Below are 20,665 nucleotides of genomic sequence, written 5' to 3'. Positions count from 1 at the left end.
ACATGTCGAACCTGAAGCAGTTCAAGCTGCCCGACGTCGGCGAGGGCCTCACCGAGGGCGAGATCCTGCAGTGGCTCGTCGACGTCGGTGACACCGTCACGGTCAACCAGCCGCTCTGCGAGGTCGAGACGGCGAAGGCCGCCGTCGAGCTGCCCTCCCCGTACGCCGGCACCGTGACCGAGCTGCTGTTCGACGCCGGCACGATGGTCGACGTCGGCACGCCGATCATCACCATCGACGTCGGCGGCGGCAGCGCCCCCGCTCCCACTCCCGAGCCCGCCGCCGAGCCCGCCGCTGAGCCCGCGGCCTCCGACGAGCCGGCCGCCGGCCTCATCGGCGGCGCGGCCCCGGGCGGGCGCACCGCCGTGCTCGTGGGCTACGGCCCCCGCACCACCGAGGCCCGCCGCCGGCCCCGCCGCACCGGGGAGACGGTCGCGGCGCGGGCGACCGCACCCACGACGACGGTGCCCGTCGACCATCCCCCGCTCCTGACCACCGCACCCGACGCGGCCACCAAGCCGGTGCGGCACGGGGGTCTCGAGGTCGGGCGGCAGGCCGAGGCGCACGCCCTCAGCGAGGCGGCCGCCCCGTCGTCGGCCGCGCCGCACGGCCGGGGCCGGCTGCGCCCGCTGGCCAAGCCGCCGGTGCGCAAGTACGCCAAGGACCTCGGCGTCGACCTGACGACCGTCCGCGGCAGCGGCGAGAACGGCGTGATCACCCGTGCCGACGTCGACGCCGTCGTCGCGGCCCGCAACGGCGGGGGCACCCTGCTCCAGGGCGACTTCGGCGACTTCAGCGGGTTCCCCGGGTTCGGCGGCGAGCCCACCGCGCGGACCGGCGGCGAGCAGCGGATCCCGATCAAGGGCGTCCGCAAGCACACGGCTGCGGCGATGGTGGCCAGCGCCTTCACCGCGCCGCACGTCACCGAGTTCCTGACCGTCGACGTCACGCGGATGATGAAGCTGCGGGCCCGCCTCGGCGCTCGCCCGGAGTTCGCCGGCCTCAAGGTCAGCCCGCTGCTGTTCGTCGCCAAGGCCCTGCTGCTGGCGGTCAAGCGGCACCCGATGGTCAACAGCTCCTGGGACGACGCCGCGCAGGAGATCGTGGTCAAGGACTACGTGAACCTCGGCATCGCGGCCGCCACGCCGCGCGGCCTCGTCGTCCCGAACATCAAGGACGCCGACCGGCTCTCCCTCGCCGAGCTGGCGGGGGCGTTGGGCGACCTCACCGCGACCGCCCGCGAGGGCAAGACCTCACCCGCGGACATGTCCGGCGGCACGATCACGATCACCAACGTCGGGGTGTTCGGCGTCGACACCGGCACGCCGATCCTGAATCCCGGCGAGTCGGCGATCCTGGCCTTCGGGGCCGTGCGCGAGATGCCGTGGGTGCACAAGGGGAAGATCGCGGTCCGGCAGGTGACCCAGCTGGCGCTCTCCTTCGACCACCGGATCATCGACGGCGAGCTGGGGTCGAGGTTCCTGGCCGACATCGGCGCCATGGTCTCCGACCCGGGGATCTCGCTGGCATTCTGACGCGGTGGACCGACGTCGCACGTCCCTCGTGCTGCTGTTCGTCTTCGTCGGTTGCACGGGTGCGGCGATCCTGATCGGCGGCGGCCGGGCGGCCGGTGAGCAGGGTGTGGCGCCGCTGGTGGTCCAGGCGGTGGGCTCGGTCTGCGCGCTCGCCGCCGCGGTCCTGCTGTGGGCCGACGGCGCGCACCGGGCCGGCGGGGTGGTGGGGGGAGCGGTCGTGCTCCTCGCCGTCCTGGACGGGTTCGCGCTGGCCGACTCCGGTGGCGGGGCGAACATCGGTGCCGGGCTGCTGCGCCTGGTGTGCCTGCTGCTGATCGGCATGGCGACCGCCCGGCTGGCCGTCGACGAGGCCCGCAGCAGAAGGCCGCAGTGACCGACCTCGACCGGCTGCTCGCCTTCGCCGAGCGTTCCCGGCTGCCCGAGGGGGGCTTCGGCTACCTCGGCGACGACGGCCGGGTCGTCGGGGGGCGGCCGGTCGAGACGTGGATCGTCGCCCGGATGACGCACGTGTTCGGGCTGGCCCACCTGCTGGGCCGCCCCGGGGCCGGTGACCTGGCCCGGCACGGCGTCGAGGCGCTGACCGAGGGCCCGCTGCACGACAGCGAGCACGGCGGCTGGCGGGCGAGCACCGACGACGACACGAAGGCGGCCTACCCGCACGCCTTCGTGGTGCTCGCCGGATCGACGGCGGCCACTGCGGGCGTCGAGGGCGGCCGGGCGCTGCTCGGCGAGGCGCTCGCGGTCTGGCAGGACCGCTTCTGGGACGACGACGCCGGCATGGCCGTCGAGCAGTGGGACCGCAGGTGGAGCCGGCTGTCCGACTACCGCGGTCTCAACGCCAACATGCACGGCGTCGAGGCGACCCTGGCCGCCGCCGACGCGCTGCCCGTCGCCGACCAGGACGGCAAGCGCCGGCTGCGGCAGCAGGCACGGCGCACCACCGAGCGGGTCCTCACCGAGTGGGGCCGCGACTTCCGGTGGCGGCTGCCCGAGCACTTCTTCGCCGACTGGACGCCGCTGCCCGAGTACAACCGGGAGCGCCCGGCCGACCCGTTCCGGCCGTACGGCGTGACGGTCGGGCACCTGTTCGAGTGGGCGCGGCTGGCGGTGCACGTCCGGGCGGTCACCGCGCAGCCCCCCGCCTGGCTGTCCGACGGCGCCCGGAACCTGTTCGCGGTCGCGTCCACGGTCTCCGACGGCCACGCGGGCTTCCCGTACACGCTCGACTGGGCGGACCGTCCCGTGGTCGGGGCCCGCATGCACTGGGTGCACTGCGAGGCGATCGCTGCCGCGCACGTGCTCGCCGAGGCATTCGCCGACGAGGGCTACGCGTTGCTCGCGGAGGACTGGCTCGACCTCGGCGAGCAGCTGTTCGCCGACCCCGCCACGGGGAGCTGGCACCACGAGCTCACCCCCGCCGGAGACGTCGGCAACGGCACCTGGGTGGGGCAGCCCGACGCGTACCACCTCGCCCAGATGCTGCTGCTGGCCGGCCGGCCGGTGCGGGGCAGCGTCGCCGAGGCGCTCCGGTAGCGGCTCAGCCGGTGCGGGTGGTCTCCACCAGGTCCTCGCGGCCCGACCCGCCGGAGATCTGGACGGTGAGCACCTGGCCCACGCCGGGCGCGTAGAACTTCAGCTCGGCGACGTCGGGTTCCAACGGCGTGGTCTCCCGGGTCATGAGGACGCCGGTGTAGGTACCCGTCGCGGTCTGCACCTGCTCGTCGGTGGACAGCACCACCGCCGCGTCCTCCGCCTCGTCGGCCAGGTACTCCTGCCGGTACGCGACGCCGGGGCGGGGGTCGGCCGGGACGGCGATGCCCGGCTGCGCCCCGTCGACGCCGGCCTCCCAGGAGCCCTCGGTCGAGACGACCTGCCCGTTCTCGTACTCCGCGGTCTGCTCGCCCAGGTACCAGACGTTGCCGTCGGCGTCCTGGGCGTACCAGTCGAGGGTGTCCTCGACGACGACGCCGTCCTGGCTGACCACGTCGTGGACGACTCGCGCCTCGATGCCCGACGCCACCGTGTACGTCTCGTCCAGCACGCTCACCTCCACGCGCGCGACGCCGCCCTCGCCGTCGGTCTCCTGGTAGACCCACCGGTCCCCGGGCGCCATCGGCCACCACCGGTTGGTGATGTCCACGGTGAAGTCCGCCGGGTCGAGGTCCACGGCCTCGTCCCCTTGCGGCAGGCCGGCGTCGGCGATCGGTGCGGGGTCCGCTCCGCAGCCGGCGAGCGCGGCGCCCGCCACGAGCAGCACCGCGGCGGCCGCCCGGCTGCGGTCAGTCCGCGCCCGCATCGTCGTCCTCCACGTCGGCGTCGCTGCCGACGACGGCGAAGTCCTCGTCGAGCTGGACGTCGACCTGGCTGCCGTCGTCCAGGGTCACCTCGACCTCGTAGTAGCTCTCCTCGTCGCCGACCTCGGTGCCGGTCACCCGGCCGCCGCCGGTCTCGGCCAGGGCGGCCCGCTCGGCCTGCTCCAGGGCGTCGCCGGTGATCGGGACGTCGGGACCCTCGCCGGAGTCGTCCGAGCCGCCGGCGGCGGCCACCCCGGCGCCGGCGGCGACGGCGGCGGCGAACGCCGTCCCGGCGATGATCTTCGTGCTGCGCTTCATGTCTGCCTCCGCTGCTGGGTCGTCATCGTGACGCCGCCGATGCTGGCGACCCGTCCTGAACGGGAGCTGACCCGTTCAGCCCGCTGACAGCCGCTGCGGGTGATCATGGTCGCGAGGGCCGGAGGGATCGCGCGCATGAAGCTGCTGATCGTCGACGACGACGCGAAGATCGCCGCCGCCCTGCGCCGGGGTCTGACCGCGGAAGGCTTCACCGTCGAGGTGGCGCCGGACGGCGTGGAAGGGCTCTGGCGCGCCCGGGAGGGCGGCTACGACCTGATCGTTCTCGACGTGATGCTGCCCGGCCGCAACGGGTACCGCGTCTGCGCCGACCTGCGCCGCGCGGGGGACACGACGCCGATCCTCATGCTCACCGCCAAGGACGGGGACCTGGACGAGGCCGAGGGGCTCGACACCGGGGCCGACGACTACCTGCGCAAGCCGTTCTCCTTCCCGGTGCTGGTGTCCCGGGTGCACGCGCTGCTGCGCCGGGCCGCGCTCGGGGAGCCGCCACCGCTGACCGCCGGTGACCTGGTCCTGGACCTGCGCGCCCGGCGGGTACGCCGCGGCGCGGGAGAGGTGGAGCTGACCGCCCGCGAGTTCGACCTGCTCGCCTTCCTCGTCCGCCGCGCCGGCCAGGTGGTGTCCAAGCAGCAGATCCTGGCCGGGGTCTGGGACGACGCTTTCGAGGGCGACCCCAACGTCGTCGAGGTCTACGTTGCGCGGCTGCGCCGCAAGCTCGACGAGCGGGCGGGCGGGGGCACGATCCAGACCGTCCGGGGCGTCGGGTACCGCCTCGCCCGGGCGTGACGAGCCGGCGCGCGCGGCGTCCGCGCACCCTGCGCGCACGCGTGGCGCTCGGGGCGGCGGTGGCGGTGCTCGGTGTCCTGGCCGCCGCGGGGGCGGCCCTGGTGCTGACCCAGCGGGCGATCCTCACCGAGAACGTCGACGAGACCCTGGCCCTCGCGGCCGACGGCGCGGCCCGGGTCGTGCGCGCCGGCGGCACGGTCACCGCCGAGGATCTCGCCAGCGACGACGTCCTCGTCCAGGTGCTCGACGCCGCCGGGACCGTCACGTCGTCCGTGCCGCCGTCGGACGAGCCCCTCCTCGGCGGCGCCGTTCCTCCGCCCGACGGGGAGACCCGCACGGTGGAGCTGCCCGCCGACGGGAGCGGCCGGCTGACCACCCGCGCGGCCGGCCCGGCCACGGTGGTCGTCGCCGCGCCGCTGGACGACGTGGAGGAGAGCACGGTCGCGCTGGTCCGCGGGCTGGCGATCGGCGTCCCGCTCAGCGCCGCCGTCCTCGCCGCGCTCGTGTGGTGGGCGGTCGGGCGGGCGCTGAGCCCCGTCGAGGGCATCCGGGCACAGGTCGACCGGATCACCGGCCGCCGCCTCGACGAGCGGGTGCCCGAGCCGGCCACCGCCGAGGAGATCGCCCGGCTGGCCCGGACCATGAACGCGATGCTCGCCCGGCTGCAACGCTCGGCCGAGGAGCAGCGCCGGTTCGTCGGGGACGCCTCGCACGAGCTGCGCAGCCCGCTGGCCCGGATGCGCGCCGAGCTCGAGGTCGACGCCGCGCACCCCGGCTCGGCCGATCCCACGGCGACGGCGACGAGCGTGCTCGCCGAGGTGACCGCGCTCCAGCGGCTGGTCGAGGACCTCCTCCTGCTGGCGCGCGGCGATGCGGGGGCGCCGGCGCGGGCGGTGCCGGTGGACCTCGACGACGTCGTCGATCGCGTCGTCCGGGCGCGGTCGGACCCGAGGGTCGACGCCGATGACGTGCGGCCGGTCCAGGTGGTCGGCGATCCCGAGCAGCTCGAGCGGGCGGTCCGGAACCTGCTCGACAACGCCGTCCGGCACGCGCGCGACGCCGTCGTCCTGACCCTCCGCGAGCAGCCGTCGGGCACGGCGGTGCTGACCGTCACCGACGACGGCCCCGGCATCCCGCCCGCCGACGCCGGCCGGGTGTTCGAGCGGTTCACCCGGCTCGACGACGCGCGGTCGGCGGGCGACGGCGGGGCCGGACTCGGACTCGCCATCGCGCGGGACGTCGCCGAGCGGCACGGGGGCGGTCTCGAACTGGACCTGACGGTCCCGGGCGGCGCGCGGTTCGTGCTGCGGCTCCCCGTCGCCCGGACGGGTGGACGTCCCGTGTGACCTGCATACCGGCGGGGTAGGTGGTGCACGACCGAGTTCACGAGCGAAGAGGAGCCAGCAGTGGCCAGCGTGCAGGAGTCCGTCGACGTCGACGTCCCGATCCGGGTCGCCTACGACCAGTGGACGCAGTTCGAGTCGTTCCCGCAGTTCATGGGCGGGGTGGAGCGCATCACCCAGCTCGACGACACGCACACCCACTGGGTCACGAACATCGACGGGGTCAAGCGGGAGTTCGACGCCGAGATCACCGAGCAGCACCCCGAGGAGCGGGTCGCCTGGACGAGCACCGGAGGCGAGGCCAAGCACGCCGGCGTCGTCACCTTCCACCGGCTCGACGAGAACAAGACCCGCGTGATGATCCAGATCGACTGGGAGCCCGAGGGCCTGGTCGAGAAGGCCGGCGCGGCGCTGGGCTTCGACGACCGCCAGGTCAAGGCCGACGCGAAGAAGTTCAAGGAGTTCATCGAGAGCCGCGGCACCGAGAGCGGCGCCTGGCGCGGGGACGTCGAACGCCCCAGCTGAGGGCGATGGTGGCCGGCCCTGGCTGACCACCATGGACGACGACGGCGCCCGTCCCCTCGCGTGAGGGGGCGGGCGCCGTCGTCCTGGGGTCTCGGGTTACTCGGCGTCGAGGTCCTGCTTGACCAGGTCCGCGATCTGCTCGAGCACCGCCGGGTCGTCGCTGGTCACGACCACCTCGGCGCCGCACTTGGCGCCGAGTGTCATGAGCATCAGCGGGGAGCCGGCGTCGACCGGCATGCCGCCGGGCGTCGCGAGCGTGACCGGGACACCGGACTTGCTGACGGCCTCGGCGATCAGCGCCGCCGGGCGGGCGTGCAGCCCGACCCGGGACCCGACGGTGACGGTCTGACTGGGCATGTGTCTTCCTTCCTGCGGAGGGACGCTGTGGGCAGGATGCCCGGTCAGGTGGTTGCCGGCTGGGTGGCGTGCGTGGGGACGTGGGCGTGGGCCAGGTCGACGGCGTCCTCGGGGACCTCCTCGACCTTCGGCCGGCCTATGCTCTTCGCGACGGTGACCGCGATGCCGCCCACGATCGCTCCGACGACGATCGCCAGGAGCCACACCAGGAAGCTGGTGATCGCGAAGAACACGAACACCCCGCCGTGCGGGGCGCGCGCCTCGATGCCGGCGACCGCGACGATCGCGCCCGTGGTCGCGCCGCCCAGCATCATCGACGGGATGACCCGCAGCGGGTCGGCGGCGGCGAACGGGATGGCACCCTCGGAGATGAACGACAGCCCGAGCAGCCACGCCGCCTTGCCGTTGTCCCGCTCGGCCGGGGTGTAGAGCTTCGGGCGGAGAGCCGTGCTCAGCGCCATCGCCAGCGGCGGCACCATCCCGGCTGCCATGACGGTCGCCATGATGACCAGCGAGCCGCTGGTCTGCGCGGACAGCCCCGCGGTGGCGAACAGGTACGCCGCCTTGTTGACCGGCCCGCCCAGGTCGAAGCACATCATCAGGCCGAGGATGATGCCGAGCAGGATGGCCGACGATCCGCTGAGCCCGTTGAGCCAGTCGCCCATCCCGCTCAGTGCCGCGGCGAGTGGCCGGGCGAGCACCACGACCATGAGGCCGCTGGAGATCACGGTGGCCAGCAGCGGGATGATCACGACCGGCTGGAGACCCCGCACTCCCGTCGGCAGCTTCCAGCGGCTGATCCAGAGCGCCGCCAGGCCGGCGATGATGCCGCCGATCAGGCCGCCGAGGAATCCGGCGTCCAGGGTGACCGACACGGCGCCGACGACGAATCCGGGCGCGATCCCGGGGCGGTCGGCGATCGCGTAGGCGATGTACCCGGCCAGGGCCGGCACCAGGAAGCCGAAGGCGGCCTGCCCGAGCACGGTGAAGACAGCGCCGAGGTAGCCGAGGAAGCCGCCGTTGAGCCCCTCGAGGTCCGGGGCGACCGGCAGGTCGAAGAACGAGTTGTTCAGGACCCAGGTCCGGGCGAAGGACAGCCCCTCGCCCGAGGGGTCGGCGTTCACGATCTGATAGCCGCCGAAGAGGAAGCCCAGCGCGATCAGCAGACCGCCGGCCGCGACGAACGGGATCATGTAGCTGACGCCGGTGAGCAGCCAGCGCCGGATCTCGGAACCGGTGCGGGCGCCGCCGGCCGACGACGACGCCGCCGCCTCCGCTCCGGCCCCACCGCCGGCCACGCGGCGGGCGTTCGGGTCGTCGGCGGCGGCCAGGGCCTCGCGGATCATGACGTCGGGCTCGTTGATGGCCCGCTTCGTGCCGCTCTGCACGAGCGGCTTGCCGGCGAAGCGGTGCTGGTCGCGCACGCCCACGTCGACGGCGAAGATGACCGCGTCCGCTGCGCGGATCACGGCCGGGTCGAGCGGGGTCGACCCCGAGGAGCCCTGGGTCTCGACGTGGATGTCGACGCCGGCGGCCTGCGCGGCGGCGGTCAGCTTGTCCGCGGCCATGTAGGTGTGCGCGATGCCGGTCGGGCAGGCGCTGACGACGACGACGCTCTTCCGCGGAGCGGCGGGCGCCGCAGCGGTGGCCGGGACCGACGCGGCGGGCGACGCCGCGGCGGCGGGTTCCGGCGCCGGCGAGACGACCTCGTCGACCAGCCGGACGATCTCCTCGTCCGACGCCGCGGCGCGCAGCGAGGCGACGAACTCCGGCCGCACGAGCGCGCGGGCCAGGGCGGTGAGCAGCGTGAGGTGGTCGGCGTCGCCGTGCGCCGGCGCGGCGATCAGGAACGCCAGGTCGGCGGGGCCGTCCGGGGCGCCGAAGTCGACCTTCGGTGAGAGCCGCGCGAAGGCCAGGGAGGCCTCGGTGACCGCGGCCGAACGGCAGTGCGGGATCGCGATGCCGCCGGGCAGCCCGGTGGCGGCCTGGGCCTCCCGGGCGAGCACGTCGGTCTGCAGCGCGTCGGCGTCGGTGGCTCGGCCGGCGGCGGCGACCAGTTCGGCCAGCCGGCGCACGACCGCGCCCTTGTCGGCGCCCAGGTCGGCGTCGAGCGCGACCAGGTCAGTGGTGATGAGTGCGGGCATGGGGGACCTCTCCCGAGGCGTCAGCGGGCACCCCGGCCGGCGGCCGGGGCGTGGGGGGCGGGCGGGGTGGAGACGCCGCGGCGCGCGTCGGCGGGCGCCCCGGTGGTGACCCGAACAGCGGAGCCGTCGACCTGGGCCGGGGTGGGGACGGCGGATCCGGGCAGGGAGGCGCTGGCCGACCCGTAGGCGACGGCCGTGCCCAGGCGTTCGGCCGGCGGGGCGCCGGCCAGGTCGGCGAGCACGTAGCCGGCCAGGCTGCTGTCGCCGGCCCCGACCGTGCTGCGGACGGTGATCCGCGGCGGCTGGGCCGACCACAGGCCCCCGTCGGCGGTGGAGAGCATCGCGCCGTCGGCGCCGAGCGTCAGCAGCACCGCGGCCACGCCGCGGTCGTGCAGCGAGGCAACGGCGGTGAGAGCCACGTCGGGGTCGGCGAGGATCGCGTCCTCGGGCACCCCGGTGAGCTGGGCGAGCTCCTCGGTGTTGGGCTTGAGCAGGTCCGGCGCGGCCGCGGGGCCGGCGCCGAGCAGGGCCTTGAGCGGCTCCTCGGAGGTGTCGACGGCGATCCGAGCTCCCGTGTCGCGCAGGGCGGCGACCAGCGAGGCGTACCAGTCGAGCGGGGTGCCCGCGGGCAGCGAGCCCGAGAGCACCACCCAGCGGGCGCCGTCGGCGTGCTCGTGCAGCGCCGCGGTGAGCGCCGCGCGGGTCGCCTCGTCGAGCGCGGTGCCGGGCTCGTTGAGCTTGGTGGTGGTGCCGTCGGGCTCGGTGAGCGTGTAGTTGGTGCGCACCGGCGCGGGGACCGGCACGCTGGCCAGCCGCAGCCCCAGCCCGTGCAGCGCCCGGACGATCGGGTCGTCGTCGGCGGCGGGCAGGACGCAGACGACGTCGCCGCCGGCGGCGGCCACGGCGCGCGCCACGTTGACGCCCTTGCCCCCGGGCTCGGTGGAGCTGGGCCCGAGCCGGGCGACCGCGCCGCGCTCGAGCGGTCCGGGCAGGGAGAGCGTGCGGTCGAGGCTCGGGTTCGCCGTCAGTGTCACGACGCGGCCGGCCGGGCGGGGGTTCATGCGACCAGGACCTCGATCCCCATCGTCTCGAGCTCGGCGACGACCGAGGGATCGGCCTCGCTGTCGGTGACCAGGACGTCGACATCGTCCACGGCGGCGAAGCGCACCAGGTGCTCCCGCCCGATCTTGCTGCTGTCGGCGAGCACGATGACCCGCTGCGCCGCGGCGACCATCGCCCGCTTGGTGGCGGCCTCGGCCTCGTCCGGGGTGCTGAACCCGTGCCCGGGGCTGATCCCGTTCGTGCCCAGGAAGACGACGTCGACCCGGAGGTCCTCCATCGCGCGGACGGTGGAATCACCGACCGCGGTCTGGGTGATGCCGCGGACGCGGCCGCCGAGCAGGTGCAGCGTGACGCCGGGGGAGGCCGACAGCCGGGCGGCGATCGGCACCGAGTTGGTGGCCACGTAGAGCCGTCGATCGGGAGGCAGCACGTCGGCGAGGGCCGCGGTGGTGGTGCCGCCGTCGAGGATCACGCTGCCGTCCATGCCGGGGAGCAGGTCCAGGGCGACCGCGGCGATCTTGCGCTTGGCCTCGATGCGCGTGCCGTGCCGCTCGCCCAGGCCGGTCTCGACCAGGGTGAGGGCCGCGCCGGCCGGGACGGCCCCGCCGTGCACGCGACGCAGCAGGCCGGCGCGCTCCAGCAGCGCGAGGTCGCGCCGCACCGTCTCGGTGGTGACTCCGAACCGCTCGGCGACCGCGGTGACCGACACCCGGCCGCGCTCGGCGACCAGGCCGGCGATGGCGTGCTGTCGCTCCTCGGCGTACATGCTCACCTCCGGCTCGTGCGATCGGCCGCCGACCGGATGCCCGGTCGTGTGGGTTTGTGATTGCTACTACGTTGTTTTACGTGGGTTCCGTTGACAAGTCAACAGGAAGTCGTGACTCTGGTCACTGCACCTGCCCCCGCCCCCACACGTTCCAGCGAGGTCTGAGATGTCGAGCACCACCTCCGGCACCGAATCGCTCCCCGCGACCTCCGGCCCCGTCGTGCTCACCGGCACCCCCGTGGTGCCCGGTGTGGCGCTCGGACCCGTCATCCGCCCCTCCGGCACCGTGCGCCTGCCCGACGGGGACCAATCCGACGTGCCGGAGAGCGAACGCCCGGCGGAGAAGCAGCGGTTCGTGGCGGCGGCCGACGTGGTCGCCGGGCGCCTGGCTGCGCGGGCCGCGGCGTCCACCGGCGTGAGTGCCGAGGTCCTCTCCACGACGGCCGGCCTGGCCCGCGACCGGGGGCTGCTCACGGCGGTGGAGCAGCGGATCGATGCGGGTCGTCCCGCCGCGGTCGCCACCTGCGAGGCCGCGCAGCAGTTCGTGGACATGTTCACCGCCCTCGGCGGGCTGATGGCCGAGCGGGCGACCGACGTGCGCGACGTCCGCGACCGGATCGTGGCCGAACTGACCGGTCAGGGCGAGCCCGGCGTCCCGAGCCCCGAGGTGCCCTCGGTGCTGCTCGCCGACGACCTGGCCCCGGCCGACACCGCCGGTCTGGACCCGGCGCGGGTCATCGGCCTGGCCACCCGGCTGGGGGGCACGACCAGCCACACCGCGATCATCGCCCGCCAGCTCGGGCTGCCGTGCGTGGTCGCCGTCGGCGGGCTGGACGACGTCCCGGCCGGGGCGACCGTCCTCCTCGACGGGGAGCAGGGCACCGTGACGGTCGACCCGGAGGAGACCGAGGCGCGGCTGCGGGTGGCGGCGGCCCGAACGGCCGCGCAGGCGCTCGCCGGCTACACCGGGCCGGCGACGACCCGTGACGGGTTCGCCGTAGCAGTGCTGGCCAACGTCCAGGACGGGGCGGGCGCCCGGGCCGCGGCAGCTGCCCACGCCGAGGGCGTCGGGCTGCTGCGCACCGAGCTCGCCTTCCTCGGGCACGCCCAGGAGCCCTCGATCGAGGAGCAGGCGCGGGGCTACGCCGAGGTGTTCGAGGCCTTCGCCGGCCGGAAGGTGGTGCTCCGCACGCTGGACGCGGGGTCGGACAAGCCGCTGGCGTTCGCGACCCTCCCCGACGAGGCCAACCCGGCGCTCGGTGTCCGAGGGCTGCGCATCGCCCGCCGCGATCCCGGGCTGCTCGAGCGCCAGTTGGACGCGGTCGCCGAGGCGGCGCGGCGGACCGGGTCGACCCCGTGGGTGATGGCGCCGATGGTCGCCACCGTGGCCGAGGCGGCCGGCTTCGCGGCGCTGGTCCGCGACCGCGCCCTGGTCCCCGGCGTGATGATCGAGGTGCCGTCGGCCGCGCTGCTCGCCGAGCGGCTGCTCGACCACGTCGACTTCCTGTCGATCGGCACCAACGACCTCTCCCAGTACACGCTGGCCGCCGACCGCCTCTCGGCCGATCTCGCGGACCTGACCGACCCCTGGCAGCCGGCGCTGCTGCACCTGGTGTGGCTGACCGCCCAGGCGGGGCAGCGGGCGGGCAAGCCCGTCGGCGTCTGCGGCGAGGCTGCCGCCGACCCCCTGCTGGCCTGCGTGCTGGTGGGCCTCGGGATCACGTCGCTGTCCTGTGCCGCCTCGGCGGTGGCCGGCGTGGGGTCCCGCCTGGCGCTCACCGATCTCGACGCCTGCCGCCGGGCGGCGGAGGTGGCACTGGCGGCGGCACACCCGCACGAGGCGCGCACGGCTGTCCGGGCGGTGCTGGCGAGCTGATCACTCACCCGTGCGGGTGAGAGAACGTAGCCTAGATCTCAAGTTCGCCTGCGTTTCGTCGGAATATCAAGGTGTGCGCCTGGATTACTATGGGTGTACTTCCTGATCGAACGACGAAAGAGGCACCGAGATGAGCAGCGTGACGTCCAGCTGGCGCAAGCGCATCCAGGCAGCGCGTACCCGGCGGGCGCTCGACGCGGCCCTGGCGCGTACGAACAGCCCGGCGATGCGGGACGAGCTCCTGACGCTGGCCAACAGCAGCCAGTTCTCCCGCTGAGTTCCCGGCGCCGGCCGACCGGCGCCGACGCATCGCGACCCCGGCCCCCTCGAGGGGGCCGGGGTCGCGTGCTGTCCGGGGGGAGGCCGGGCACGGAGAGCTGTCATGCTGTTGCTGTGCGTGCCCGTACCGGATCCCTCCCGGAACTGCTCCGGGGCGTCGGCCGTCGTTCCGCCTCCCCCCGCGTGGGGACGGCGCTCAGGTTCCGGCCGCGATGTGCCGATCTCGTTGTCGTGGGCAACGAGGGGACGTCGGCGGTAGCCGGGTGGTCCGCCGGTCGGCGGACCCTCCGTCTTCCGACCCACCCCGTCGCCCGGTGGCGGGTCGGATGACGACCGCGCGACACGACGAGCCCCGCGAGACCTCCGGCGCCACCACGGGCGGCCTGCTGCGCTACGTCCGGGGACAGCAAGGTGACGCCGCGGTGGCCGAGGTCATCCGGCGGGCCGGCGTCGCGGCGACGGCTGCCGAGCTCGACGACCAGTCCCGGTGGTGGAGCTACGACACCCGGATCCGGCTCTTCCAGGCCGGCACCGAGGTGCTCGACGACCCCCGCACGATGTTCAAGGTCGGCGCCGCCGCGCTGCACACCGGGTTGGCGCACTCCCTGGTGATCCTGCTGCGCGCGATGGGTTCCCCGCGCCAGGTGTTCGGCACCCTGCCTCGCGCCGTCCAGAAGTTCAGCACCACCTCGACGATGGAGATCCTCGAGGTCGGGCCGACGTCGACCACGATCCGCTACCGGCTGCACGACGGCTACCCGCACTCACGGCTGGACTGCGACTACACGCAGGGCCTGCTGACCACCGTCCCGGAGATCTTCACGCTGCCCCCGGCGACGATCGTGCACGACGAGTGCCAGTCCGACGGGTACGCGGCCTGCGTCTACCACCTCACCTGGGAGGCGCGGTCCCGCCTGCCGTGGCGCCGCCGCTCGGCACCCCGCGCCGTCGACCCGGAACTGCACGCGCTGCGGGGCCAGCTCCAGATCCTGCAGTCCGCCGCCACCGACCTCGTCGCCAGCGACGACCTCGACACCGTCCTGCACCGCATCGTGGCCCGCGCGGCGGAGGCCGTGCTGGCCCCGGCGTACCTGCTCGCCGTCGACGACCCCGCCGGAGGTCCGCCGCTGGTGCACAGCGCCGGCGTGCCGGACGAGCAGGTCGCCGGCCTCGCCGCAGCGCTCCGGGCCGGCGGCGACCTCGGACCGGGTGCGGTCGTGGTCGAGGTGGCCTCCGCCCGCCGCAGCCACGGCCGACTGGCGGCGCTCTACCGGCCCGGCGACGGCGCCATCGGCGACGAGACCTCGATGCTGGCCGCCTACGCCGGCCACGCGGCGGCCGCGCTCGACCTGATCATCGCCCTCGAAGGGGCCCGCAACGAGGCCGACCGTGCGGGGGCCCTCCTGGACCTGGCGCACGAGCTGGCGGCCACGACCGACGCGGCCGCCGTGTCGGAGATCGTCAGCGAGGCGCTGCCCCGCATCGTCGGCTGCAGCAGCGCCGGCATCCTGCTCTGGGACCCGGCCAGCGGCTCGCTGCGCTCGGACTCCTCCGTCGGTCTCGACGACGACGGGCACGCACTCCTGCAGGCCACGGTGCTGCGGGCCGAGGACGTGCCGGAGCTCGTGGGCATGCTCACCGACCGCGAGCCCCGGATCCTCAGCGCCGCGACGAGCAGCCCGGTCATGCGCCGGGTCCTCGACGGGGTGGGCACCAGCGACGTCGTCGCCGTCCCGCTCCTGGCCGGCGGCACCTTCCTGGGTGTGGCGACCGCCGGGTGGCGCGACGGCGAGACGCCCACCCAGCTCGACGGCGACGTCCTCGCCCGGCTGCGGGGTGTCGGTGACCAGGCGACCACCGCCCTGCAGAAGGCCCGGCTGCTCGAGACCGTGCGCCACCAGGCCACCCACGACGCGCTCACCGGGCTGCCCAACCGCGTGCTGTTCCTCGACGCCCTCGACCGGGCCATTCGCGGCGTCACCGCGGGTGCGCACCTCGCCGTCCTGTTCTGCGACCTCGACCGCTTCAAGTCCGTGAACGACACGCTCGGTCACGCGGCGGGCGACGAGCTGCTCCGCCAGGTCTCCGCCCGGCTGCGGGCCGCGGTCCGTCCCGGTGACACCGTGGGCCGGCTCAGCGGTGACGAGTTCGCGATCATCCTGCCCGGCCTGGTCGACCCCGCCGATGCCAACAGCCTGTCGCAGCGGGTCGTCGGCTGCTTCGACGTGCCCTTCCGGCTGGAGGGTCAGGACGTGACGGTGGGCACCAGCGTCGGCGTGGCCGTGCAGGAGCCCGGCGCCACGGACTCCGCCGAGCAGCTGCTGCGCCGGGCCGACGCGGCCATGTACCGGCACAAGCAGTACGGCCGGTCGCCGGAGGACGCGCGCTAGTCGCGCAGCCGCGCCCGCAAGGCCGCCTGGTCGGCGGCGCCGAAGCCGTTCTCGTGCAGCCAGCCCGTCGGCCCGCCGAAGCGCTCGTCGAGCAGCGCCAGGACCCGTTCCATGGTCTCGGCCCGCGGGGTGTGACTGGCGACGTCGCGCTGCTCCATGTCCTCGGCGTAGGTCGGGGACGCGGCCAGCTTGGCGACGAGGGCGTCGATCACGTCGGCGGTCATCGCGTAGTCGGCCACGATCTCCTCGTGCGGCACGCCCGCGACCGCCAGGCTGAGGGCGACGACGACGCCGGTGCGGTCCTTGCCCGCGGCGCAGTGCACGACCGAGGCGCCACGCTCCGCGGCGGCCACCGCGCGCAGGGCACCGACGACGGCCTCGCTCCGGTCGTGGAGGTAGCCGAGGTAGTAGCGCACCGCCGGTGGCTCGTCCAGCGCGTGCTCCGGCGCCTGCCGCGGCAGCAGCGACTCGACCCAGCCCTCGGGGAGGTCGGGCAGGTCCTCCTCCTCGACGGCGAACACGTCGGTGTGGTGGCCGCGCTCGGGGAGCAGGCTGAAGTGACGGTGATCGACCTCGGGCAGGTCCCGGAGCGGGCCGCGACCCTCGAGCAGGATCTCCGCCGTCGTCCGCAGGTCGACGACCTGCCGCAGCCCGATCTCCTCGACCAGCACGCGGACGTCCCCGGGGGTCAGGGTCTGCAGGTTGTCGCTGCGCAGCACCCGGCCGGGCACGGTGCGCCCGCCGTCGGTGGTCGGCAGGCCACCGAGGTCGCGCATGTTGGTCAGGCCGTCGAGCCGCACCCAGCGGTCGGTGCGCGTAGAGGTCACCCCCTGACGGTACGACGAGCCGACCCGGCGCCGCCCCCGTCCGGGGCAGTCGTGAGCAGGGTCTCGCAGACGCCGAGCAGGCGGACGCGCAGCTCGCCGGCGCGGTCGGCGAGCTCCCGCTGCCGGCGCACGTACTCGGCCTTGCCCTCGGTGGTCTCGATCGCGACCGGCGCCAACCGGTAGGGCGTGAGGTCGTAGGGCGAGGCCTGCATGTCCAGCAGCCGGACGTCGGCGGCGAGGGCGAAGCAGTCCAACGCGAGCTCCCCGGGGACGGCGGGGCCCAGCTTGGTGGCCCACTTGTGCACGTCCATCGACGCGTGCAGGCAGCCCGGCTGCTCCAGATCGACCTGCGTGGCGCGGGTCGGACGCACCCGGTTGAGCGCCACTGCGGCGGGGGTGAAGAAGCGGTAGGCGTCGAAGTGGGTGCACCGGACCTGGTGGCCGTCGACGACCGCGTCCGTGCCGGCCTGGCCCAGGCGCAGCGGGAGCGCGTGCCGGTGCTCGTCCTGCCGGTAGACCATCGCCCACTCGTGCAGACCGAAGCACCCGGTGAAGGCCGGGCGGGCGGCGGTGGCGGCCAGCAGCCGCTGCACGAAGCGGACGGTGTCCCCCCGGTCGGCGAGGAACGCCGCGACGTCGAGCCGCACCGCACCGTCGTCACCGGTCGCGTACCAGCGCCAGGTGGCGTGCGGCGTGGGACCGGAGCCCGGCTCCAGGACGGCGCCGGCGCCGGGATGCCAGCGCCGCAGCAGGGCGGGGCGGGTGCTGTAGTACTCGTACAGGAAGTCCTCGACGGCGTGCCGCTCGCCGGTGGCCCGGCGCGCCCGGTGCCCCGCCGTCAGGGCGTCAGCCCGCTCGGCGTGCGCCCGCGACCGGGCCGACCACTCCTCCACCGGCAGGCGGACGGCGACAGGCGGCACCGGCCCAGCGTAGGAGCGGTGTCGGACCGGGCGCGCAGGCCGTCGGGAGGTTCGGCAGAGTGGGGAGGGCGGTCGAGCGGTATCGCCGACCATCCACCGACGGAGGTCCTGACCCCATGCGCGTGCCCGATCCTGACCGGCGCAACCTGCTCGAGGGCCAGGTCGCCCTGATCACCGGCGGGGGCGGCAGTCTCGGGCTGGCCACGGCGCGGCTGTTCCTCAAGGAGGGTGCCCACGTCGTCCTGGCCGACCGCAACGCCGAGGGACTGGCCGCGGCGGCCGCCCGGCTGGACGACGTCCAAGTCTCGACCGTGGTGGGCGACGCGACCCGCGAGGAGGACGTCGCCGCCGCCGTCGACACGGTGGTGCAGCGGCACGGCCGGCTCGACGTGCTGGTGGCCAACGCCGGGACGCCGGCGTCCGCTGCGCCGATCAGCGAGTTCGACGTGGCCGAGTTCGACCAGACCTTCGCCGTCCACGTGCGCGGGGTGTTCCTGGTCTGCAAGCACGCCCTGAGGGTGATGAGCGACGGCGGCAGCGTCGTGATCGTCTCCAGCGTGGCCGGGCTGCGGGCCGATCCCGGGGTCGTCGCCTACGTGGCCGCCAAGCACGCCCAGGTCGGGCTGATGCGCTCGGTCGCCAAGGAGGTGGCCGCACGGGGCATCCGGGTCAACACGATCCACCCGGGGCCGGTCGCGAACGCCTTCCAGGCGGGCATCGAGCAGCGTTTGAGCCAGGTCATCGGCACCGACGCGACGAAGATGTTCGACCAGCAGATCCCGCTGGGCCGGCATGCCCAGCCGGAGGAGATCGCCAAGTCGGTGCTCTACCTGGCCTCGCCGATGAGCAGCTTCACCACCGCGAGCACGCTGGTGGTCGACGGCGGCATGAGCGCGTGAGCACTAATCGGGCTCGTTGCCGGGGCGGGTGACTGCGTCCTCGCGCTGGGCGTCGTCGTCGGTCGTGAGGGGCGTGCCGGCCGACCTCTCGGGCGCCTCGCCCGCGCCGTCCGGGTCGGTGGTGTCCGGGGAGTCCCCGTAGCCGCTGGGGTCTGACTCGCTCATGCCCCGAGCATGCCCGTCAGCCGGGGGACCAAACGACGGCGGCCGCCTCCCCGTCGTCGGGGAGGCGGCCACAGCGCCCGAGATCCTTGCGATCAGAAAGCGGCTTCGTCGACCTCCATGAGGGCGTTGTCGGTGTTCTCGACGATCGCCCGCTCCGAGGTCAGGCGCGGCAGCACCTGGCTGCAGAAGAACCGGGTCGCGGCCAGCTTGCCCTCGTAGAAGAACCGGTCCTTCTCGCTGACCTGTCCCGACAGCGCGGCGAGGGCCACCTCGGACTGGCGGACCAGCAGCCAGCCGGTGATCAGGTCACCGGCGGCCAGCAGGAGCCGGCTGGTGTTCTGGGCGACCTTGTAGACCGCCGTCATGTCCTCCTGGGCCTCGGTGAGGTGGCCGAACATCGTGGTCAGCATGCCCTGCACGTCGGACAGCGCCGCCTGCAGCAGTGCCCGCTCCTCCTTGAGCCGGCCGTTGCCGACCTCGGCGTCGATCGTGGCCTGGATCTCGCCGGCCAGCCAGGTCAGCGCGACGCCGCCGTCCTTGACGATCTTCCGGAAGAAGAAGTCCTGGCCCTGGATCGCGGTCGTGCCCTCGTAGAGGGTGTCGATCTTGGAGTCGCGGATGTACTGCTCGATCGGGTAGTCCTGCAGGTAGCCCGAGCCGCCGAGGGTCTGCAGCGACTCGGCGGTGAGCAGCTGGGTGGCCCGCTCGGAGCCGAAGCCCTTCACGATCGGCAGCAGCAGGTCGTTGACCCGTTCGGCGAGCTTCGCCTCCTCGCTGTCGGCCGCGTCCGCCGCCTCGGCCGCGATGACGCGGTCGCGGAAGCTGGCGGTGTAGAGGTACAGCGCCCGCATGCCCTCGGCGTAGGCCTTCTGCAGCATCAGCGAGCGACGGACGTCGGGGTGGTGGGTGATCGTCACCCGCGGCGCGTCCTTGGAGGTCGCGGTGAGGTCGGCGCCCTGGACGCGGGTCTTCGCGTAGTCGAGCGCCACCTGGTAGCCGGCCGACAGCGTGGCGATCGCCTTCGCGCCCACGAACATCCGGGCGTGCTCGATGACCTTGAACATCTGCGCGATGCCGTCGTGCACCTCGCCGACCAGCCAGCCCTGGGCCGGCACCTCGGTGGCGCCGAAGGTGAGCTCGCAGGTCGTGGAGACCTTCAGCCCCATCTTCTTCTCGACGTTGGTCACGTAGACGCCGTTGCGCTCGCCGAGCTCACCGGTCTGCGGGTCGTAGTGGAACTTGGGGACGACGAACAGCGACAGCCCCTTGGTGCCGGCCTTCGCGCCCTCGGGCCGGGCCAGGACCAGGTGGATGATGTTGTCGGAGAGATCGTGCTCGGCCGACGTGATGAACCGCTTCACGCCGGTGATGTGCCACGAGCCGTCGGGCTGCTGCACGGCCTTGGTCGTGCCGGCGCCCACGTCGGAGCCGGCGTCGGGCTCGGTGAGCACCATCGTGGCGCCCCAGCCCTTCTCCAGCATGAGCTGGGCGAGCTGCTTCTGGTCAGAGGTGCCCACCTCGTCGAGGATCGCCGCGAACGCGGCTCCGGAGCCGTACATGAAGACCGCCGGGTTCGCGCCCAGCACCATCTCGAACGCCGCCCAGGTCAGCGCGTGCGGGGCGCCGAAGCCGCCGAGGTGCTCGGGCAGGTCCAGGCGGTACCACTCGCCGTCGTGGATGGCCTGCACCGACTTCTTGAACGACTCGGGCAGGGTCACCGAGTGGGTCGCGGGGTCGAAGACCGGCGGGTTGCGGTCGGCGTCGGCGAAGGAGGCGGCGATGGGGCCCTCGGCCAGGCGCCGGATCTCCGCGAGGACACCGCGCGCGGTGTCGGCGTCCATCTGCTCGAACGGGCCGGTGCCGAACTTGTCCTTGGTGTCCAGGAACTCGAAGAGGTTGAACTCGAGGTCCCGGAGGTTGGCGGTGTAGTGGCTCATCTGCGCTGGCTCCCGTGCTCCGTGCCGGTGGACGGCGATCACCTACTCGCCGGTAACAACGATATTACCGACGAGTAGGTGCGGGACAAGTCGCAGCGCCGGGAGACATGCCCGGACGGGGTGGGTCAGCGGGCGCGCCGGCGGGCCGCTCTGGGGGTCTTCGTCGCGCTCAGGGGGTTCTGCAGGACACGGGGAGCGCGAGACCGACCCCGGGAGCCGTC

General features: G+C 74.2%; 20 protein-coding genes. 10 read left to right on the top strand and 10 right to left on the bottom strand.

Going from position 1 to position 20,665, the window contains the following annotated elements; all coding sequences use genetic code 11:
- The first annotated feature begins 2 nt into the window (after positions 1–2).
- Genes ABD644_RS03505 through ABD644_RS03495 form a run of 3 tightly spaced genes read left to right on the top strand, consistent with a single transcriptional unit; the run spans position 3 to position 3,068 of the window.
- Positions 3–1,535, top strand: coding sequence for a dihydrolipoamide acetyltransferase family protein (locus tag ABD644_RS03505; RefSeq protein ID WP_344687121.1), 1,533 nt, complete (start codon positions 3–5; stop codon positions 1,533–1,535).
- 4 nt (positions 1,536–1,539) lie between these two features.
- Positions 1,540–1,908 carry a hypothetical protein gene (locus ABD644_RS03500; RefSeq protein WP_344687120.1) on the top strand — a complete coding sequence of 123 codons (369 nt, stop codon included), beginning with the start codon at positions 1,540–1,542 and terminating at the stop codon, positions 1,906–1,908.
- On the top strand, positions 1,905–3,068 hold the full coding sequence (locus ABD644_RS03495; protein WP_344687119.1) for an AGE family epimerase/isomerase: 1,164 nt from the start codon (positions 1,905–1,907) through the stop codon (positions 3,066–3,068). The genes ABD644_RS03500 and ABD644_RS03495 overlap by 4 nt, the downstream gene beginning before the upstream one ends.
- 4 nt (positions 3,069–3,072) lie before the next feature.
- On the opposite strand, the gene ABD644_RS03490 is transcribed toward ABD644_RS03495, so the two are convergent.
- Both ABD644_RS03490 and ABD644_RS03485 read right to left on the bottom strand, forming a co-directional pair.
- Entirely contained in the window at positions 3,073–3,831 is a 759-nt protein-coding gene (locus ABD644_RS03490; RefSeq protein WP_344687118.1) for a hypothetical protein, read from the bottom strand.
- Positions 3,815–4,147 (bottom strand): PepSY domain-containing protein, encoded by a 333-nt coding sequence (locus ABD644_RS03485; protein WP_344687116.1) that lies wholly within the window; start codon positions 4,145–4,147, stop codon positions 3,815–3,817. Before ABD644_RS03485 ends, ABD644_RS03490 begins: the two co-directional genes overlap by 17 nt.
- A 135-nt stretch (positions 4,148–4,282) precedes the next feature.
- Between ABD644_RS03485 and ABD644_RS03480 the strand changes: the two genes are divergently transcribed.
- Genes ABD644_RS03480 through ABD644_RS03470 form a run of 3 tightly spaced genes read left to right on the top strand, consistent with a single transcriptional unit; the run spans position 4,283 to position 6,822 of the window.
- The gene (locus ABD644_RS03480) at positions 4,283–4,954 is read left to right on the top strand and encodes a response regulator transcription factor (RefSeq protein WP_344687115.1); all 672 of its coding nucleotides are present in this window, start codon (positions 4,283–4,285) and stop codon (positions 4,952–4,954) included.
- A 41-nt stretch (positions 4,955–4,995) separates the two neighbouring features.
- On the top strand, positions 4,996–6,300 hold the full coding sequence (locus ABD644_RS03475) for a sensor histidine kinase (protein ID WP_344687114.1): 1,305 nt from the start codon (positions 4,996–4,998) through the stop codon (positions 6,298–6,300).
- Positions 6,301–6,360: 60 nt separating this feature from the next.
- Complete coding sequence (locus tag ABD644_RS03470; RefSeq protein WP_344687113.1) at positions 6,361–6,822, top strand: SRPBCC family protein; 462 nt, start codon at positions 6,361–6,363, stop codon at positions 6,820–6,822.
- A gap of 96 nt (positions 6,823–6,918) precedes the next feature.
- On the opposite strand, the gene ABD644_RS03465 is transcribed toward ABD644_RS03470, so the two are convergent.
- The 4 genes from ABD644_RS03465 to ABD644_RS03450 are packed head-to-tail and all read right to left on the bottom strand — an operon-like array spanning position 6,919 to position 11,151.
- The gene (locus ABD644_RS03465) at positions 6,919–7,179 is read right to left on the bottom strand and encodes an HPr family phosphocarrier protein (protein ID WP_344687112.1); all 261 of its coding nucleotides are present in this window, start codon (positions 7,177–7,179) and stop codon (positions 6,919–6,921) included.
- A gap of 44 nt (positions 7,180–7,223) precedes the next feature.
- Positions 7,224–9,323, bottom strand: coding sequence for a PTS fructose transporter subunit IIABC (locus ABD644_RS03460; protein WP_344687111.1), 2,100 nt, complete (start codon positions 9,321–9,323; stop codon positions 7,224–7,226).
- 20 nt (positions 9,324–9,343) lie between these two features.
- The gene (locus ABD644_RS03455) at positions 9,344–10,384 is read right to left on the bottom strand and encodes a 1-phosphofructokinase family hexose kinase (protein WP_344687109.1); all 1,041 of its coding nucleotides are present in this window, start codon (positions 10,382–10,384) and stop codon (positions 9,344–9,346) included.
- A complete protein-coding gene (locus ABD644_RS03450; RefSeq protein WP_344687200.1) occupies positions 10,381–11,151 on the bottom strand; it encodes a DeoR/GlpR family DNA-binding transcription regulator in 771 nt (256 codons plus the stop codon). Before ABD644_RS03450 ends, ABD644_RS03455 begins: the two co-directional genes overlap by 4 nt.
- Before the next feature lie 166 nt (positions 11,152–11,317).
- On the opposite strand from ABD644_RS03450, the gene ABD644_RS03445 reads away from it, so the two are divergent.
- The 3 genes from ABD644_RS03445 to ABD644_RS03435 all read left to right on the top strand — a co-directional run bounded on the left by ABD644_RS03445 (position 11,318) and on the right by ABD644_RS03435 (position 15,696).
- Positions 11,318–13,027, top strand: coding sequence for a phosphoenolpyruvate--protein phosphotransferase (locus ABD644_RS03445; protein WP_344687108.1), 1,710 nt, complete (start codon positions 11,318–11,320; stop codon positions 13,025–13,027).
- 130 nt (positions 13,028–13,157) lie between these two features.
- Positions 13,158–13,304: a hypothetical protein gene (locus tag ABD644_RS03440; protein WP_344687107.1), complete on the top strand. Its 147-nt coding sequence runs from the start codon at positions 13,158–13,160 to the stop codon at positions 13,302–13,304.
- Positions 13,305–13,632: 328 nt separating this feature from the next.
- Positions 13,633–15,696, top strand: a complete 2,064-nt coding sequence (locus tag ABD644_RS03435) for a diguanylate cyclase domain-containing protein (RefSeq protein WP_344687106.1) — start codon at positions 13,633–13,635, stop codon at positions 15,694–15,696.
- Here ABD644_RS03435 and ABD644_RS03430 read toward each other — a convergent pair.
- Positions 15,693–16,523, bottom strand: coding sequence for a tyrosine-protein phosphatase (locus ABD644_RS03430; protein ID WP_344687105.1), 831 nt, complete (start codon positions 16,521–16,523; stop codon positions 15,693–15,695). The two genes, ABD644_RS03435 and ABD644_RS03430, sit on opposite strands and share 4 nt — an antisense overlap.
- Positions 16,520–17,443 carry a 3-methyladenine DNA glycosylase gene (locus ABD644_RS03425; RefSeq protein WP_344687104.1) on the bottom strand — a complete coding sequence of 308 codons (924 nt, stop codon included), beginning with the start codon at positions 17,441–17,443 and terminating at the stop codon, positions 16,520–16,522. The genes ABD644_RS03430 and ABD644_RS03425 overlap by 4 nt, the downstream gene beginning before the upstream one ends.
- A gap of 116 nt (positions 17,444–17,559) precedes the next feature.
- Between ABD644_RS03425 and ABD644_RS03420 the strand changes: the two genes are divergently transcribed.
- Positions 17,560–18,342, top strand: coding sequence for an SDR family NAD(P)-dependent oxidoreductase (locus tag ABD644_RS03420; RefSeq protein ID WP_344687103.1), 783 nt, complete (start codon positions 17,560–17,562; stop codon positions 18,340–18,342).
- Positions 18,343–18,345: 3 nt separating this feature from the next.
- Here the strand turns inward: ABD644_RS03420 and ABD644_RS03415 are convergent, their stop codons facing one another.
- Positions 18,346–18,507: a hypothetical protein gene (locus ABD644_RS03415; protein ID WP_344687102.1), complete on the bottom strand. Its 162-nt coding sequence runs from the start codon at positions 18,505–18,507 to the stop codon at positions 18,346–18,348.
- A gap of 92 nt (positions 18,508–18,599) precedes the next feature.
- Positions 18,600–20,444 carry an acyl-CoA dehydrogenase gene (locus tag ABD644_RS03410; RefSeq protein ID WP_344687101.1) on the bottom strand — a complete coding sequence of 615 codons (1,845 nt, stop codon included), beginning with the start codon at positions 20,442–20,444 and terminating at the stop codon, positions 18,600–18,602.
- Between the last annotated feature and the right edge of the window lie 221 nt (positions 20,445–20,665).

The organism is Blastococcus jejuensis (genome assembly GCF_039534705.1).
Lineage (GTDB): Bacteria > Actinomycetota > Actinomycetes > Mycobacteriales > Geodermatophilaceae > Blastococcus_B > Blastococcus_B jejuensis.
The sequence above is the reverse complement of the archived record's forward strand: the minus strand, read 5'-3'. Positions and strand labels throughout refer to the sequence as shown.

Excerpts from the sequence above, each read along its gene's own strand:
- ABD644_RS03480 (WP_344687115.1), top strand. The coding sequence starts at position 4,283 with ATGAAGCTGCTGATCGTCGACGACGACGCGAAGATCGCCGCCGCCCTG.
- ABD644_RS03435 (WP_344687106.1), top strand. The coding sequence starts at position 13,633 with ATGACGACCGCGCGACACGACGAGCCCCGCGAGACCTCCGGCGCCACC.
- ABD644_RS03450 (WP_344687200.1), bottom strand. The coding sequence starts at position 11,151 with ATGTACGCCGAGGAGCGACAGCACGCCATCGCCGGCCTGGTCGCCGAG.
- ABD644_RS03415 (WP_344687102.1), bottom strand. The coding sequence starts at position 18,507 with ATGAGCGAGTCAGACCCCAGCGGCTACGGGGACTCCCCGGACACCACC.
- ABD644_RS03465 (WP_344687112.1), bottom strand. The coding sequence starts at position 7,179 with ATGCCCAGTCAGACCGTCACCGTCGGGTCCCGGGTCGGGCTGCACGCC.
- ABD644_RS03410 (WP_344687101.1), bottom strand. The coding sequence starts at position 20,444 with ATGAGCCACTACACCGCCAACCTCCGGGACCTCGAGTTCAACCTCTTC.
- ABD644_RS03455 (WP_344687109.1), bottom strand. The coding sequence starts at position 10,384 with ATGAACCCCCGCCCGGCCGGCCGCGTCGTGACACTGACGGCGAACCCG.
- ABD644_RS03440 (WP_344687107.1), top strand. The coding sequence starts at position 13,158 with ATGAGCAGCGTGACGTCCAGCTGGCGCAAGCGCATCCAGGCAGCGCGT.
- ABD644_RS03490 (WP_344687118.1), bottom strand. The coding sequence starts at position 3,831 with ATGCGGGCGCGGACTGACCGCAGCCGGGCGGCCGCCGCGGTGCTGCTC.
- ABD644_RS03460 (WP_344687111.1), bottom strand. The coding sequence starts at position 9,323 with ATGCCCGCACTCATCACCACTGACCTGGTCGCGCTCGACGCCGACCTG.
- ABD644_RS03420 (WP_344687103.1), top strand. The coding sequence starts at position 17,560 with ATGCGCGTGCCCGATCCTGACCGGCGCAACCTGCTCGAGGGCCAGGTC.
- ABD644_RS03505 (WP_344687121.1), top strand. The coding sequence starts at position 3 with ATGTCGAACCTGAAGCAGTTCAAGCTGCCCGACGTCGGCGAGGGCCTC.
- ABD644_RS03485 (WP_344687116.1), bottom strand. The coding sequence starts at position 4,147 with ATGAAGCGCAGCACGAAGATCATCGCCGGGACGGCGTTCGCCGCCGCC.
- ABD644_RS03445 (WP_344687108.1), top strand. The coding sequence starts at position 11,318 with ATGTCGAGCACCACCTCCGGCACCGAATCGCTCCCCGCGACCTCCGGC.